The organism is Tardiphaga robiniae, assembly GCF_001618955.1.
GTDB classification, from domain to species: Bacteria; Pseudomonadota; Alphaproteobacteria; order Rhizobiales; family Xanthobacteraceae; genus Tardiphaga; species Tardiphaga robiniae_A.
In genome coordinates this window covers 93,699-108,871 of sequence record NZ_LVYV01000054.1, presented here as the reverse complement: position 1 = coordinate 108,871, position 15,173 = coordinate 93,699, and the positions used below count along the sequence as shown (strand labels likewise).

The following is a 15,173-nucleotide window of genomic DNA, read 5'->3' as shown; positions in this document are numbered from 1 at the left end:
CCAGCACGGTCGCCCCTTCATACCTTCAACTTCGCGCGATGAACTATGCGGCGTGGCCGTTCATCATTCTCCGCCGCGCCAGCGCAAGACCCATCAGCACGAAGGCTGAGGTCACTTCGGGACCGCCGACGAGAATCCGTGTTGGCGTTTTCATCTTGTTCCATTCATAGGCCTTGAACGGACCCTTGCGGCCGCCTTCGCCTGTTGCCGTGATGATGCAGCGCAGCGCAGGTGCGAAATGCGCGAGCTCGCCGCCGAGATGTCCGAGCGCGATCAGTGCGAGTGCCGCATCGAAGCTATTCATCTCGCGCGCGATCAACTCGCCCTGCACATAAGCGAGCACACGCAGGCGGATGAATTCGAACGTGCCGTCGGTATCGATGGCCTGTTGTGTTGCGGCCGGTAGCTCACGGAAAGCCGCATAGCAGCGGCCGAAATAGGCGCTGTAGAGTTCTGGCAGATAATAGATGTGCGATTTCGGATCGGCGAAGGCACCTGATGCCACGAGGCGGCGCTGGAAGCCGATGATCCGCTGCAGTGTTTCCAGCCGCTTCGGCGTCTCCATGACTTTCCAGCGAACCAGATTTCGGAATGACACTTCGAGCACGTCGAGATTGAGCGTCGGGTCGAGGTCGTTGCCATAGGGCCGTTCGCCCGCGAGGTTGTCGATCCAGGTGACGATGGCGCCGTCATAGTCGATGTGGTCGTTGAGCGGCACGGTGACCATCGGCTCGTTGCTGCCGTTGCCGACCTGATAACCGGCATAGAAGTCGAGTAGGGGTTGATCGAGGATCGGATCGGTCGAGCCGGCCTGTGTGGCGGCGGAGAACGAGCAGGCGGTGGTGTCACAGTCCGGCACATAGATGCCGAAGCCGAGGTCCTGCTTGATCTGCGCGAAGAGCCGGCTGAAGCGCGGATGCGGCGGCGGCGCCAGCGCGGTGACCACGCTGACCGTCGTGCCGTCATGCGCGCGGACGTCCTCGCGGCTGGTGGTCAGGCAGAACTCCACCATCGCATCGATAGCGCGGCGCGAGGATGTCGTCTGGTCGGGCGACGGCAGCCCGGTGTCGCCAAAGCTCAGCAGCGCCTCGGTGAAGAAGGCATCGTAATAGGCCGAGCGATGTCTGATTTGCACCGGCTCCCACATGGGTTCGGCAATTCCGGTCCACGGCGGGTTGATGAGCTTTCCGGCGGGCGACCGCGCGATGAAGATGCGGGCGAGGGTGAACAGCAGTGTCGAGTTCTTGTAGCCGCGCGAATTGAGCCCGGTCAGGGCCATCAGGAAATCGCGGCCATGCATGTCGGGATCGCCGATCAGGTTGAACGCCGCGTAAGTGGGAATGAACCCGTTGCGGTCGAACGAGCGCAGCAGATGCGCGCCGCACGCCCGAATGACATCGTCGATTTCGCCGAGCGTCGGTGCCTGCGCTGAAGCGGCCACGGGTTTCGGCGCCGGATGGCTCAGGGTGACGGTGTCGAGCAGCTCGGCGATAGGACGGCCGATGGCATCCCAATCGGGATTGGCCTCATCGCGCGCCGCTGTCAGGGCCTGCTGCACTGCCTTGAACCGGGCAGGATCGCGCAATTCGGGCAGGCCGGCGCGACAGAGCAATGGACGGAGCGCAGGATTGCCGAGCGCAGTTTTGTAGAACTTGACGATATGGGCGTCGCCGCCGGTGTGCTTGTGGAAGAGGGGGTCGCAGAGGTCGTAAAGCGACGGGCCGTCCTTGCTGGCAGTCAGCGCGTGGTATGCGGCGCCGGCAAAATAAGTCACACCCATAAGGTTTCTTTCAGTGCGGCCCCTGCGCACGCTTCGAAAACCGCCCGCCGCTGCTGCGGCGCAATCGCCTCCCGACACCTGCAAGTCTTTGAAAACTTGCACGAATCGGTCGGGATTACAATTGCGTGAAGCGCAAGCCCGTTCAAGACCTTAGCCCGGTCAGTCAGTAACCCTGTCTTAAATCCCGACCTTTACCGGTTGCCCGGGTGGGCCCGACGGGTTAACAACCAGTTTGCTGCGATGCCGCAAATTGAGCGCATTTAATACTCATTGGTTTGGCATCCCTTCAAACCTATTTCGACGTTCGCGCGACCCACGGTTGCGCCTGAACGATGAGCAGGAATGACGTTATGAACGTACGGCAGTTTCGCGTATCCCGTCGCTCGATCACCGTGGCCGCAGCCTTTGTCGGTCTGGTCTCGCTGGTGCTTGGCGCCAATGCCGCGCTGAACAAGCGCTCGCTGGAAGCCGCACAGGCCGAGACGGTGACCGGGACGATCAATCCCGTGACGAAGGCGTCGCGCATCGCGCTGGTGATCGGCAACGGTCATTACCCCGACGCTGGCGCGCCGCTGAGCCAGCCGATCAATGATGCACGTGCCATGACGAGCGCACTCCGCCGCGACGGTTTCGACGTCGATGTGGTGGAAGACGCGACCCGCGATGACATGACCCGCGCTGTCGAGCGCCTGAAGGCGAAGATCAAACCTGAAACCGTCGTGATGCTGTATTTCGGTGGCTATGGCGTCCAGGTTGGCCGCCAGAGCTATATGATCCCGGTCGATGCCGCGATCTGGAAAGAGCGTGACATCCGCCGCGACGGCATGAGCGTCGAGGCCGTTCTCGATATCATGAAGGAGCAGGGTGCCCAGGCCAAGCTGGTCGTGCTGGATGCGTCCCGGCGCAATCCCTATGAGCGTCGCTTCCGCGGTTACTCCCGTGGTCTCGCGCCGATCGACGTGCCGGAGAATACGCTGATCCTGACCTCGGCGACACCGGGCAAGGTTGCCGACGATGTGGATGGTCAGAACAGCCTGCTCGCCACTGAACTCTTGAAGAATATGAAGGCCAAGCCGGCGAGTGCCGAGTCCGTCTTCACCAACACCCGCGTTGCCGTCAGCCGTGCGACCGCCGGTGAGCAGGTTCCTGCCGTGTCGTCGTCGCTCGTTGAGGACATCCTGCTCGGTGACAGCGCAACGGCCAAAGCCGGCAGCTAAACTTCCCCGTCGCGATTATTTTTTAGCGTCTGCGTTCGCCATCACCGGCCGAACCGGATCGCCTTCGCGGAGCAATGCGCCGGCCCGCGCGACGATCACATCGCCATCGCTCAAACCTTCGCGTACCTCCACGCGTCCGCCCGACATCAGCCCGATCTCGACGCGGCGCGTCTCGATGCGCTGCCGCCGGACCACCTGCACGACGGTCCCGCCGGCACTGTAGAGAACGGCGGTCAGTGGCACTGCGACGCCGCAGCTTTCGCCAGTCTTGATGATGGCACGCGCGTAGGAATTGCTCATCAGCCGCCGGGCCGAGGTGATCGAGACCACGACCTGGCCGAGCTGGCTGTTGGGCTCCACAGTGGAGGCGACGCGTTTCACTTTACCGTCCAGCTCTCCAGCGCCGATCACTTTGACCCTGACCGGCTGATCGACTTTCAGCTTCGGCAGGTCGCGCGTCGGCACCTGGCCGATGAATTCGAACTCGCTCCGCGCGATGATGCTGAAAAGAGCCTCGCCCTTGGCCGATGCGAGTGATCCGATCACGGCGGACGAGGCGCTGACCAATCCTGCAACCGTCGCCTGAACTTGCAGCGAGCCGCCTTCGGGCGGCGTCAGGCGTGCGAGAATCTGGCCCGCGGTGACGTTCTCGCCGGCATCGACCATGACCTCTGCGACCTTGAGGCCCGGACGATCGGGACGGATCGAGACTTCCTCGCGCGGGATCAGGATGCCGGAGACTTCGACGGTCGCGGAGAAGCAGGACTTCGCGGCGGTCAGCACGGTCACTGCTGCACCCTTCGGGGCATCAGCAGGATCGTCGGCGGCCAGAGCCGGCTGCGTGAACACGCAGAGTGATGCGGCGACCAGCAATCTGGCCCATGTGGTGGTTCGCTTGGAAGATGCGACGGACAGGGTCATTGCATTTGCCTATTTGTGCGGGACGGCGGGTGGTTGACCGTTCTGCGGGTCTTCCTCGCCGCTCGACACCAGCAGCTTGCGCCCGAAGCGCCATGCCAATTGTCCGACATCGTCCATCATCATGAACATCGCCGGCACGAACAGCAGCGACAGCGCCGTCGAGAAGATCAGCCCGCCAATGATAGCAAGCGCCATCGGCGAGCGGAACTCGCCGCCGGCGCCGAAGGCCAACGCGGACGGCATCATGCCAGCGACCATGGCAACGGTGGTCATCACGATCGGCCGCGCGCGCTTCATGCCGGCATCGATGATCGCGACCTCTCGCGGTTTGCCTTCGCGAATGGCTTCCACTGCAAATTCCACCAGCATGATGGCGTTCTTGGTGACGATGCCCATCAACATCAGGATGCCGATCCAGACAGGCGTCGTCAGTTGCTTGCCCGTCAGGAGCAGCGCCAGGATCGCGCCGCCGATGGATAGGGGCAGTGAGAACAGGATGGTGATCGGCTGCAGGAAAGTGCCGAACAGCAGCACCAGCACCGCATAGACCATCATCAGGCCTGCCGAGATCGCGGTGGCGAAACCATCCGCGAGTTCGTTCAGGCTTTCGGCGTCGCCGGACTGCTTGACACTGACATTCTTCGGCAGACTCTTCATGACCGGCAGTTCGTAGATCTTCTTCAGGGCATCGCCGAGCGCGGCGGTGCCCACGAGATCCGCGGCCACGGTGGCCTGACGTTCTCTATCGTAGCGGTTGATGCTGGTCGGTCCCTGGTCGAGCTTGATGTCGGCAACGACGGATAGCGGCACGCCGCCGCGCCCGCCGCCAAGTGGTACCCGCAATTGTTCGAGGATCTGGAAGTCGGCGCGTGCCGTGTCTTCGAGCTGCACGCGGATCGGCACCAGGCGATCGCCGGCATCGAATTTCGCCAGGGCCGGGCCGACGTCGCCGATGGTGGCGACGCGGATGGTTTCCGACAGGCTCTCGGTGGAGACGCCGAGCCGTGCCGCGAGATCGGCACGCGGCTGCACGCGCAGCTCAGGACGATCCAGCGAAGTTTCCGAGATCACGTTGGAGATCAGTGGAATGCGCTTCATCTGCGTCGCCAGTTCGCTGGCGACATTGGCGACGATATTGCTGTCGGTGCCGGTCACCACCAGCGAGATGGCGCGCAGCCCGTTTTCGTCGAGGAACCAGTAGCGAATATCCGGAACGCTTTCGAGTTCCTTGCTGATCTCGAGTTCGAGCAGGCGCTGTGTATGTGCGCTGTCGCGTTCGCTCTTTGGGGTGTAGTTGATGATCAGAGCTGCACGCCGCACTTCATAAGTGCCGGGCGGGACGTGACCGCCATCGACGAACACGCTCTTCACTTCAGGTCGCTTGCGGAGCCGCGCGACGATGTCTTCGGTGACCTTTTCGGTGTAAGCGAGCTGCGATCCCGGCGGCAACTCCATCGCCATCAGCGAACGCGCCGTGTCTTGGGCCGGCAGGAAGCCCTGCGGCAGCAGCTGGATGCTCCAGATCGACAGTGCGAAGACGGCGAGACCGAACAGAACCGTCACGTAGTAGCGCTTCACCGACAGGGTCACGAGCTTGTTGTAGGCTTGCAGCAGGCGCCCCGGCGGTGGATCGTCGTGCTTGTGATCCTTGAGGAAGTAGGCCGCCAGCACAGGTGTGACGAAGCGTGCCGCCAGCAGCGAGAAGAACACCTGCACCGAGACGGTGATGCCGAACTGCTTGAAGAATTGTCCGGCGATGCCCGACATGAAGCTCGCCGGGGCAAAGATCGCGATGATGGTCAGGCTGATGGCGATCACGGCGAGGCCGATTTCGTCGGCCGCTTCCAACGCCGCGCGATAGGGCGATTTGCCCATCCGCATGTGCCGCACGATGTTCTCGATCTCGACGATGGCGTCGTCGACCAGAATGCCGGTGGAGAGCGTGATGGCGAGGAAGCTCACGAGGTTGAGCGAGAAGCCGAGCAGGTCCATCGCCCAGAAGGCCGGGAAGATCGACAGCGGCAGCGAGATCGCCGCAATGACTGTGGCGCGCAGATCGCGCAGGAAGAAGAACACGACGATGACGGCAAGCGCCGCGCCCTCAAACAATGTCGAGATCGCGGCTTCATAATTGCCCTTGGTGAAGTCCACCGACGTATCGATCAGCTTGAGATCGACATCGGGATAGGAGGCCTTCAGCGCATCGATGCGTTTCTGAACGGCCGCCGCGACAACCACGTCGCTGGCGCCCTTGGAGCGCTTGATGCCCAGCGCCACCACGGGCTCGCCGTTGAAGCGCGCAAAGGTGCGTCGATCGGCGATGGTGTCGGTGACGGTGCCGAGGTCTTCGAGCCGCACTTCGCCGCCGGAGGGCAGGCTGATCATGGTACCGGCGAGTTCATTCAGGGTTTTGGCGCCGGCCAGTGTGCGGATGGCCTGATCGTTCTTGCCGATTTCGGCGCGGCCGCCGGCAAGGTCCACATTGGTGCCGCGCAGACGCCTGGAGACATCGACGGCGGTAAGGCCTGCGGCCTGCAAACGGTCGGGATCGAGCGACACCAGAATCTCACGCTCGACGCCGCCGATACGCTCGACCTGCGCGACGTTGCGCACGCCCTGCAATGCGCGCTTCACCACGTCGTCGACGAACCACGACAGCTGCTCCGGCGTCTTGCCCGGCGATATCGCAGCATAGGTGACGATCGGTAGGCCGATCACGTCGACGCGCTGGATCAGCGGTTCGTTGACATTCTGGGGGAGATTGGCGCGAACGCGCGTCACGGCGTCCTTGACGTCGTTCAGCGCGCGGTCGGTATTGGTTTCCAGCGCGAATTGCACCGTCGTGACCGACAGGCCGTCGGTGATCGACGACGAGATGTGCCGCACGCCTTCGACGCCGGAGACGCCGTCTTCGATGGTCTTGGTCACCTGCGCTTCAAGTTCCGCGGGCGCCGCGCCGAATTGCGAGACGGCGACCGAGATCACCGGAATGTCCGCGCTCGGTAGCCGCGTGATCGCCAGCTTGGTGAAGCTGATCCAACCGAGCACCAGAAGAATGATCGAGAAGACGATGGACGGAAGCGGATGGCGGATCGACCATGCCGAGATATTCATTGCCATTAACGCACCCGCGATCGATCGAGGTCATCGACGAACATGGTCTGGACCTTGTCGCCGTCATGAAGTGATGTGCCGGCATCGGCGACTACGATGTCGCCGACCTCCACGCCTTCGAGAATTTCTACCGACGTGTCGGACACCAGCCCGACCTTCACGCGGCGCGTCTCGATGGTATTGCCCTTCACCAGTTGCACGGTGAAGTGTTCGATCGCCGAGCGCGGGATCGCGACGCCGCAGCTGCGCTTGGCGTCGATGCTGGCGCGGGCGAAGACACCGACCTTGAGCGACGGGTTGCTGGCCAGCGATAGCCGGACATGGCCCAGCTGCGTCACGCGGTCGATCTGTGGCGACACCAGCCGCACCTTGCCGAAAATATCGGGTTGATCGTCGCGGCTGATCCGCGCCGTGACGCCGGGGTTGAGCTTTAGGATGTGGATGCTCGGCACTTCTGCATCGAGCTCGAGCTCGTTGTTGATGGCGATCCTGAACATCGGCCCGGCCTGCGGCGAGGCCGGTGCGCCGACGATGGTGTTCACGGAGGTAATCAGACCTGCCGCGGGCGCGCGCAGCGTCACAGGATTCGGGCGTGCATTGCCTGCCGTCGGCGGCGGTATCAGCCGGGCCAGTTCCTGGTTCTCGGTGACGGTGTCGCCTTCGCGGACCAGCACTTCGGAGACCTTTGAACCTTCGGTCTCTACGCCGACTACCGCTTCGCGGCGCGGCACCACGAAGCCGGTCACCCGCACGAGATCGGAGAAGCAGGCATTGGTGGCCTTGGCAACGATCACCATGGCGCCATTCGGCGAGGCGGAGCCGGCGGGTGCGGGTTCAGCGGCGAAGCCGATAGAGGTGGTTGCGACCATGGTGGCCGCCAGCGACAGACATGCGAGAGAGGGGGAGAAGCAGGCAAAAGCCTTCATTGCGAGATCGATCCACTTGGTATTACGGAGCACCAGGGGCATTCGATCGGTGCGGCGGCAGGTCGGGGCAATCTATACAGGATATCCGCGATCACCACAGCAAACAGCGTCCCGCGTGGCGCGGAACGCTGTGGTGCGGCAATCCGCAGCAAGCTCGAAGGTACCACCGAGCCTTATTGGGACGCGGTGGTCTTGTTCGCCATGTTCACCACCTGAACGCGGCGGTTCGATGGGTCCGTCGGCGCAACGCCGGCCTTCGGCTTGCCCTTGCCATACCCGACGGTGACGAGGTCGGCGCCGGCGATGCCGTATTTGTCCGTCAGATAGCGCTTGATGGCGTCAGCGCGGCGCTCGGAGAGATCCTGGTTGTATTCTTCGCCGCCGACGGCGTCGGTATGGCCGGCGACCACGAAGGTCGCGCCCTTGAGGTCTTCGCTGCTCAGCGCCTTGCCGAGGGCTTGCACTGAGGACAGCGACTTCTTGCTGATATTCGCCGAGTTGTAGTCGAAGGTAATTTCCAGATCGATCGCCGGCTTGGTCTGGGCGACAGCGGCGATCTGCTCGCGCTCGCCGATCGACAGCGACCGCGTGCTGCGATTGCGAAGGGAGTCGACGAATTTGCCTTCCGCGGCGTTGACGGCCGGCTCGGCCGGCGGCGTCATCGACAGACCGCGGGTCAACGGCTTCTTCGGCGCCAATGCGCGCAGGATCTGGTCGGAGGTCACTTCCTCGGCTGCGGCAGCGATGCCTGCGGTCAGCGACAGGGCGACGCTGATCATGGCGATCGTGCGAAGTGCCTTGAAGCCGGGGCGTGCGGATGTGTTCGGCATGGGTGCATCCTTCATTTAGTCGCGCGAAACGCGCTTGAATCAAATCCAACAAAATCTGGTGCCGGATCGCTTCAGGATGGCTTCCGGCTTGCCATCAATAGTGTCCGCTCGCGCGCCGCAGGTTCAAACCGGGCTTGCGACTTTCCTACGATTTTCTTGCGACTTTCCTGCGAAATCCTGGTGACCTCTGGGGATCGCCGGATGCCGTGCTATCGCACGCCGTTCTATCGGACGCCGTAGCCGGCAAATTCCTTGACGATGTCCGGGTCCATGGCCTTGGCATTGGTGATGTCGAGATCGCCTTCAGCCGTCTGGCCAAGGCGATGTTTGGCGAGGCCGCGGCCATAGAGCGATGAGGTCAGCTGCGGATTGATCTTCAGCGCAGCGTCGAAATCCGCAATCGCATTCTTGCTCTGGCCGTTCTTGAGGTTGACCAGGCCACGGCTGTCCAGCGCATCGACGAAATTCGGGCGCAGGCGCAGGGCTTCGTTGCAGTCCTTGAGCGCGGCGGCGAGATCGCCAGTCACGGTGCGCGCCCAGCAACGATTGTTGTAGGCCTCGACATCCTTGGGATTCAGTTTGATCGTGGCGTCGAAATCCTTGATCGCAGCGGAATAGGCGCCTTTGCTGGCGTAGACTTGGCCGCGGCGATACAGCGCGCCGGCGTCTTCCGGATTATCGGTCAGCTTGACGTTCAGCGATTTGACGGTCGGATCCTCCGCCAGCGCCAGCAAGATCTTGTTTTCGTCGCGGGGAACTTCGGCGGCGACGGCGGGGGCAGGAGTCGGTGCCGCGGCCGGCGCAGGCGCTGCTGGAGCTGCCGGCGTGGGTGCAGCAGGTGCAGGTGCAGGAGCTGCGGCGACGACTTCCGGCTTGGCCACAGCAGCGGGGCGCGGTGTCGCAGCCGGCGCTGGATCGGCCGGTTTGGCTTCCGCCACAGCGGCCGATGCCGGGCGCGTTCCCGCTATGAAAGAGAAGTCTTCTGCCAGCGACGAAGAAATCCACGGCACCTGCTCGCTGCGCGACGCCCGGGTGACGCTGACGCGGGTCCGGTTCAGCGTCTGCTCGGCGGTGAGATCTGGAACCCGGATTTCCTTCAGCAACTCGCTGACAAACAACCCGTGATCGCCGCCGCCATCGCTGACGACCGAGCTCAGAGCTGCCGAATACATCACAAGCGTGCCGCTTGGTGCGATCACCGGAGCAAGCCCGGCGGAGAAGCTGCGGAACCGGCGTTCGAACGGATTGCGGCGGGATGCGTCCAAAAGCGCAATCTTGACGCCGGCGCCGCGGCCGTTGATCTCGCCCAGCACGGTCTCGAGGCTGAAGCCGTCGCGGCGCACGTCGGGCTCGGTCCAGATCTGGGCATCGACCGGGATCATGTAACTCTGGCGCGCGGACTGGATGCCGAAGCCGCTGAAGAACACCAGGGCTACCGAGCCGGGCTTCACCTTGCCGTAGAATTTGTCGAGCGCCCGGCGCATGCCATCGCCGCCGAGATTTTCCCCGGTATCGACCTCAAATCCGTCACGCTTCAATTCGGCGGCGACGTCGCGGGCGTCGTTGATGGGCTCCTTGAGTGGAGCCTCGGCGTCCGGATATTTCGCATTGCCGATCACCAGTGCGATCCGGTGGGTCCGATCTTCCGCGGCGGAGGCCTGCCGGATGGGCGTGGCGGCAAACGTCAGGAGAGCGATCAGAGCAATGCGCATTTTCATAATGAAACCGGTCCACACTTGAGGGCGCTGTCCAAGCTGCGGCTTGCGCCGCAACGACACTAATCCACGCCATTCGCATTATCAAACCGGCGTGATCGCGGCTGTCAACGTGCTGTGTGGGCGCCAGCTATCGCGTCAATTCACCACGCGTCGGGCGTTATCGCTACAGTCCCGGTTCCCGGTCATTCCTGTGGCTGGAACGGTTTGACCTTTCCCGGCAGCAATGGCTTGTTGCGCATAACAACGATCGGGAATGGGACGGGACGAATGAGCGTGACTTACGAAATCTATGCGATCCGCTATGCCACGATGACGCCGCGGACGCCGCAGATGAACTATCTCGCACCCGATCCCCATGAGACCGCAGCGGCCGATCTCGATTATTTCGTTTGGCTGATCCGCGGCGGTGGCCGCGACATCCTTGTCGATACCGGCTTCAACGAGGCCGCCTCGAAGGAGCGCAGCCGCAAACTCACGATCAATCCTATCGATGCGCTGGCCGATTTCGGCGTGCGCGCCGCAGACATTCGGGACGTTATCGTCACGCATTTGCATTACGACCATGCCGGCAATCTCGATCGTCTCCCCAATGCCAGGTTCCATCTGCAGGACCGCGAGATGAGCTACGCGACGGGCCGCTGCATGTGCAACGGGCTGCTGCGGCATCCGTTCTCGGCGGAGGATGTCACGCTGATGGTGCGGCATGTCTTCAACGAGCGGGTGACGTTCCACAATGGCGATGGCGAGGTTGCTCCGGGCGTCACGCTGCACCGCGTTGGCGGCCATTCCGATGGTTTGCAGATCGTGCGCGTGCAAACCGCGCGGGGCCCAGTGGTGCTCGCCTCGGATGCCTCGCATTATTACGGCAACATGCAGCGCCGCAGCCCGTTTCCGATCGTCTACAATATCGGCGACATGTGCGACGGCTGGACCACCTGCGAGCGCCTCGCGGGCCATCCCGATCGCATCATTCCCGGTCACGATCCGCTGGTGCGTGAACTCTATCCTCGCGTCGAGGGCAGCAAGGCCGATGCCTATGCATTGCATGTGCTGCCGTCGCGCTCTTTCGTGCGCGACTAGGCACTCAATACGCGCCAGCCTTTTGCCCATGCCGCGTCTGCACGAGGTCGAGGCTGCGCTCGATCTTGCCAAGTGCGGCGGCGAAATCCTTGCGTTCCTGCGCTGTCAGGCATGACAGGATGTCGCGTTCCTTGTGCAGCAGGCGCGGGATCAGCTCTTCATAGAGCGCGGTGCCTTTCGCGGAGAGACGCAATTCGAAGGCACGGCGGTCATCCTCATTCTCCACCCGTTCGATGAGTTCGCGTTCCAGCAGGGCCGTGACCGCGCGGCTGATGGTGGATTTATGCGTGCGTGTGCATTGCGAAATGAACTGCGCGCTGCAGGCGTCGTCGCGAAAGCCCAGCGTGGCGATGACGCGCCATTCCGGAATGTCGAGCCCATAGCGTACCTGATATTCGTCGGACAGTGCGGCGCTGACCTCCGCGGCCAGCCGGTTGAGCCGGAACGGAACGAACTGAAACAGGTCGAATTTCGCCACGGAGCCACCAATTCTGCTGTTGACGCCGCCACGGGTCCGGCGTTTAGATGGTTGCAAATGAGACTATCTTAGAGGGAGTGCGATCCGTTGGCCAGACCAGCGTTGATCCGAAAATGCATCCGGTTGCAGGGCAGGGGTTGAGCCATGGCGCAGCATGTCCGCCAGTTTGCCTATCGCCGCCATGCCGATCAGGCACGCTCTGCTGTTGATGCAGCGCGTCATCCCGTTGTGGTCGTCGGCGCCGGGCCGGTCGGTCTGTCGCTGGCCATCGATCTGGCGCAGCGCGGCCAGCGCGTGGTGCTGCTCGACGACGCCGATCGGATCGGCGATGGCTCGCGCGCCATCTGTTTCTCCAAACGCTCGCTCGAATTATGGGATCGCCTTGGCGTCGCTCATCGCATGATCGACAAGGGCGTGGTGTGGAAGGTCGGCAAGATCTTTCTCGGACCGGACATGCTCTACCAGTTCGATCTGCTGCCGGAGACCGGCCACAAGATGCCGGCCTTCATTAATCTGCAGCAATATTACGCTGAATCCTTTCTGGTAGATCGCGTGCATCAACTGCCGGAGATCGATCTACGCTGGCGCAACAAGGTCATCGCGCTGGCGCAGCACAACGATCACGCCGAACTCACCATCGAGACGCCCGATGGGCCATACACGCTGCGCGCTGACTATGTCGTCGCCTGCGATGGTGCGCGTTCCGGGTTGCGCGGCATGGTTGGCGCGGATTTTTCCGGCGAGGTGTTTGAGGATCAGTTCCTGATCGCCGACGTCAAGATGACCGCGGAGTTCCCGACCGAGCGCTGGTTCTGGTTCGATCCACCATTCCATTCCGGCCAGTCCGCGCTGCTGCATCGCCAGCCCGACGATGTCTGGCGCATCGATCTGCAGCTCGGGCCGGATGCAGACCCCGCCGAGGAGCGGCGGCCGGAGAAGGTGCGTCCGCGCATCGCGCGCATGCTCGGCCACGACGATTTCGATTTCGAGTGGATCTCGGTCTACAAGTTCCAGTGCCGCCGCATGCAACGCTTCCTGCATGAGCGCGTGATCTTTGCCGGTGACGCCGCGCATCAGGTGTCGCCTTTCGGCGCGCGGGGCGCCAATTCCGGCCTTGAAGACGCCGAGAATATCGCCTGGAAGCTCGCACTGGTGCTGGCCGGCAATGCGCCGGCGTCGCTGCTGGCAAGCTATGATGCCGAGCGTGGCCCGGCCGCGGACGAGAACATCCGAGCATCGACCCATGCGACGGATTTCATCGCGCCGCATTCGAAGCAGGAGCAGCGCATGCGGCACGCGGTACTGTCGCTCGCCAGGGAAGCCGATTTCGCCAAGCGCATGATCAATGGCGGGCGACTGTCCGTGCCGTCGGTCTATCAGACGCCGCTCTCGACCGCCGATAGCGACGACTGGTCTGTTGGTCCGCGGCCGGGCGCGCATATGCCGGACGCGCCGCTCGCGACTGATGACGGCGCGCATGTATTTCTCTCTGAATGTTTCGCTGGGGCCGGCCGTGGCTTTACCGTGCTGCAGTCGGATGGTCAGGCGATTGAGCTGCCCGAGGGCGTGGCGCGTCTGGTTGTCGGCGATGATGCGGCGCTGCGCGACGAGACCGGGCTGTTCAAGGCGCGCTACGGTGCCGATCCGGGTGCCGCCTATCTGCTGCGTCCCGATGGCTATGTCGCCGCGCGTTTCCGGCATCCGACGCCGCAGGCGATCAAGACTGCGGTAGCGCGTGCCAGCGGGAGGTCGTCATGACGGCGCTGTCGACGACGTCCAATTTCGCCAGCCCCGACAACGCCTATCGTGCGATCGTTGAGGCGCATCGCGGATTGACCGACGATCAAAGCGCGGCGCTCGATACGGCGCTGGTGCTGATCCTCGCCAATCATATCGGCGATGCCAGTGTGCTCGATGAAGCGATTGCGCTGGCGAAGCGGCGGTTGCCGAATGTGAGGGACGAGAAATGACAAAACTCGTCATTCCGGGGCGTGGTCGGCGTCAGCCGCACGCGAACCTCAGCCACTCCAATTGGAGTGGCTGGGAATCCCGATATGTTCATCACTCCGGGATTCCGGGTCTGCACTGCAGTCGGCTCTGCCGACTTACGTGCATCCCGGAATGACGGTTTTGGAATTCGAAAGGAATAGATAGATGACCAAAGGTTTCGCATCCACGACCGACATGACCGAGAAGAAGGTCACCTTCTCGGAGATCGGCACCGATCTCTATGCCTTTACGGCTGAAGGCGATCCGAACTCGGCCGTCATTGTCGGCGATGACGGTTGCATCGTGTTCGACGCGCAGGCGACGCCGGCGATGGCCAACAAGGTGATCGAGCGGGTGCGGACGGTCACCGACAAGCCGATCAAATATGTCGTGCTGTCGCATTATCACGCGGTGCGCGTGCTCGGTGCGTCCGCCTACAAGGCGCAGGGTGTCGTCGCGTCCCAAGAGACCTATCGGCTGGTGGAAGAGCGCGGCCAGCAGGACTGGGATTCAGAATTCGGTCGTTTTCCGCGCCTGTTCCAGGATGCCGAGAGCATCCCCGGCCTGACCTGGCCGACACTGACCTTCGAGGGCGAGATGTCGATCTTCCTCGGCAAGCGCGAGGTACGTCTCATGCAGCTCGGTGCCGGTCATACGTCCGGCGATATCGTTGCCTGGGTGCCAGATGCCGAGGTGATGTTCTCCGGCGATCTCATCGAATATCACTCGGCCTGCTATTGCGGCGATGCGCTGCTGCGCGAATGGCCGTCGACGCTGAATGAGATCCGTGCCTTTAACCCGAAGGCGATTGCGCCGGGCCGCGGAGATGCGTTGAAGGGGCTGGAGACCACCCGCGAGGCGATCGCGATGACGCGTGACTTCGTGATGTCGCTCTATGGCGCGGCCGAGCTGTCGGTCGCCAAGGGTCGCAGCCTGAAGGAGACCATGGCGGCGACCCGCGACGTCATGGACAAGAAGTTTTCGAGCTTTGCGATTTACGAGCACTGCCTGCCCTTCAATGTATCCCGCGCCTTCGATGAAGCCTCGGGGATCGACGATCCCGTGATCTGGACCGACAAGCGCGACCGCGAAATGTGGGCCGCGCTCCAAGGAGGATGAG

Annotated in this window: 12 protein-coding genes; 5 read left to right on the top strand and 7 right to left on the bottom strand. The window is 62.9% G+C overall.

What is annotated here, in order from left to right:
- Positions 1-43 precede the first annotated feature (43 nt).
- Positions 44-1,780, bottom strand: coding sequence for a hypothetical protein (locus tag A4A58_RS25955; RefSeq protein ID WP_068737669.1), 1,737 nt, complete (start codon positions 1,778-1,780; stop codon positions 44-46).
- Between the two features lie 350 nt (positions 1,781-2,130).
- On the opposite strand from A4A58_RS25955, the gene A4A58_RS25950 reads away from it, so the two are divergent.
- Positions 2,131-2,997, top strand: coding sequence for a caspase family protein (locus A4A58_RS25950; protein ID WP_068737663.1), 867 nt, complete (start codon positions 2,131-2,133; stop codon positions 2,995-2,997).
- Positions 2,998-3,012: 15 nt separating this feature from the next.
- On the opposite strand, the gene A4A58_RS25945 is transcribed toward A4A58_RS25950, so the two are convergent.
- From A4A58_RS25945 to A4A58_RS25925, 5 genes are all read right to left on the bottom strand, one after another.
- Positions 3,013-3,918: an efflux RND transporter periplasmic adaptor subunit gene (locus A4A58_RS25945; protein WP_068737661.1), complete on the bottom strand. Its 906-nt coding sequence runs from the start codon at positions 3,916-3,918 to the stop codon at positions 3,013-3,015.
- A gap of 9 nt (positions 3,919-3,927) precedes the next feature.
- Positions 3,928-7,038 (bottom strand): efflux RND transporter permease subunit, encoded by a 3,111-nt coding sequence (locus A4A58_RS25940; protein WP_068737659.1) that lies wholly within the window; start codon positions 7,036-7,038, stop codon positions 3,928-3,930.
- The gene (locus A4A58_RS25935; protein WP_068737977.1) at positions 7,038-7,901 is read right to left on the bottom strand and encodes an efflux RND transporter periplasmic adaptor subunit; all 864 of its coding nucleotides are present in this window, start codon (positions 7,899-7,901) and stop codon (positions 7,038-7,040) included. The genes A4A58_RS25940 and A4A58_RS25935 overlap by 1 nt, the downstream gene beginning before the upstream one ends.
- A 230-nt stretch (positions 7,902-8,131) precedes the next feature.
- The gene (locus A4A58_RS25930; RefSeq protein ID WP_068737975.1) at positions 8,132-8,788 is read right to left on the bottom strand and encodes an OmpA family protein; all 657 of its coding nucleotides are present in this window, start codon (positions 8,786-8,788) and stop codon (positions 8,132-8,134) included.
- Positions 8,789-9,012: 224 nt separating this feature from the next.
- A complete protein-coding gene (locus tag A4A58_RS25925; protein WP_068737657.1) occupies positions 9,013-10,506 on the bottom strand; it encodes a caspase family protein in 1,494 nt (497 codons plus the stop codon).
- A gap of 267 nt (positions 10,507-10,773) precedes the next feature.
- On the opposite strand from A4A58_RS25925, the gene A4A58_RS25920 reads away from it, so the two are divergent.
- Positions 10,774-11,586 (top strand): N-acyl homoserine lactonase family protein, encoded by an 813-nt coding sequence (locus A4A58_RS25920; protein WP_068737656.1) that lies wholly within the window; start codon positions 10,774-10,776, stop codon positions 11,584-11,586.
- Between the two features lie 4 nt (positions 11,587-11,590).
- Here A4A58_RS25920 and A4A58_RS25915 read toward each other — a convergent pair whose 3' ends face one another.
- Complete coding sequence (locus A4A58_RS25915) at positions 11,591-12,064, bottom strand: MarR family winged helix-turn-helix transcriptional regulator (RefSeq protein ID WP_081422068.1); 474 nt, start codon at positions 12,062-12,064, stop codon at positions 11,591-11,593.
- Between the two features lie 144 nt (positions 12,065-12,208).
- On the opposite strand from A4A58_RS25915, the gene A4A58_RS25910 reads away from it, so the two are divergent.
- From A4A58_RS25910 to A4A58_RS25900, 3 genes are all read left to right on the top strand, one after another.
- Entirely contained in the window at positions 12,209-13,822 is a 1,614-nt protein-coding gene (locus A4A58_RS25910) for an FAD-dependent oxidoreductase (protein ID WP_068737652.1), read from the top strand.
- Positions 13,819-14,034, top strand: a complete 216-nt coding sequence (locus A4A58_RS25905) for a DUF2783 domain-containing protein (RefSeq protein WP_068737650.1) — start codon at positions 13,819-13,821, stop codon at positions 14,032-14,034. Before A4A58_RS25910 ends, A4A58_RS25905 begins: the two co-directional genes overlap by 4 nt.
- A 184-nt stretch (positions 14,035-14,218) precedes the next feature.
- Positions 14,219-15,172: an MBL fold metallo-hydrolase gene (locus A4A58_RS25900; RefSeq protein ID WP_068737649.1), complete on the top strand. Its 954-nt coding sequence runs from the start codon at positions 14,219-14,221 to the stop codon at positions 15,170-15,172.
- The last annotated feature ends 1 nt before the right edge of the window (position 15,173 follow it).

Coding starts and splice junctions, on each gene's coding strand:
- A4A58_RS25955 (WP_068737669.1), bottom strand. CDS start 1,780: ATGGGTGTGACTTATTTTGCCGGCGCCGCATACCACGCGCTGACTGCC.
- A4A58_RS25950 (WP_068737663.1), top strand. CDS start 2,131: ATGAACGTACGGCAGTTTCGCGTATCCCGTCGCTCGATCACCGTGGCC.
- A4A58_RS25945 (WP_068737661.1), bottom strand. CDS start 3,918: ATGACCCTGTCCGTCGCATCTTCCAAGCGAACCACCACATGGGCCAGA.
- A4A58_RS25940 (WP_068737659.1), bottom strand. CDS start 7,038: ATGGCAATGAATATCTCGGCATGGTCGATCCGCCATCCGCTTCCGTCC.
- A4A58_RS25935 (WP_068737977.1), bottom strand. CDS start 7,901: ATGGTCGCAACCACCTCTATCGGCTTCGCCGCTGAACCCGCACCCGCC.
- A4A58_RS25930 (WP_068737975.1), bottom strand. CDS start 8,788: ATGCCGAACACATCCGCACGCCCCGGCTTCAAGGCACTTCGCACGATC.
- A4A58_RS25925 (WP_068737657.1), bottom strand. CDS start 10,506: ATGAAAATGCGCATTGCTCTGATCGCTCTCCTGACGTTTGCCGCCACG.
- A4A58_RS25920 (WP_068737656.1), top strand. CDS start 10,774: ATGAGCGTGACTTACGAAATCTATGCGATCCGCTATGCCACGATGACG.
- A4A58_RS25910 (WP_068737652.1), top strand. CDS start 12,209: ATGGCGCAGCATGTCCGCCAGTTTGCCTATCGCCGCCATGCCGATCAG.
- A4A58_RS25905 (WP_068737650.1), top strand. CDS start 13,819: ATGACGGCGCTGTCGACGACGTCCAATTTCGCCAGCCCCGACAACGCC.
- A4A58_RS25900 (WP_068737649.1), top strand. CDS start 14,219: ATGACCAAAGGTTTCGCATCCACGACCGACATGACCGAGAAGAAGGTC.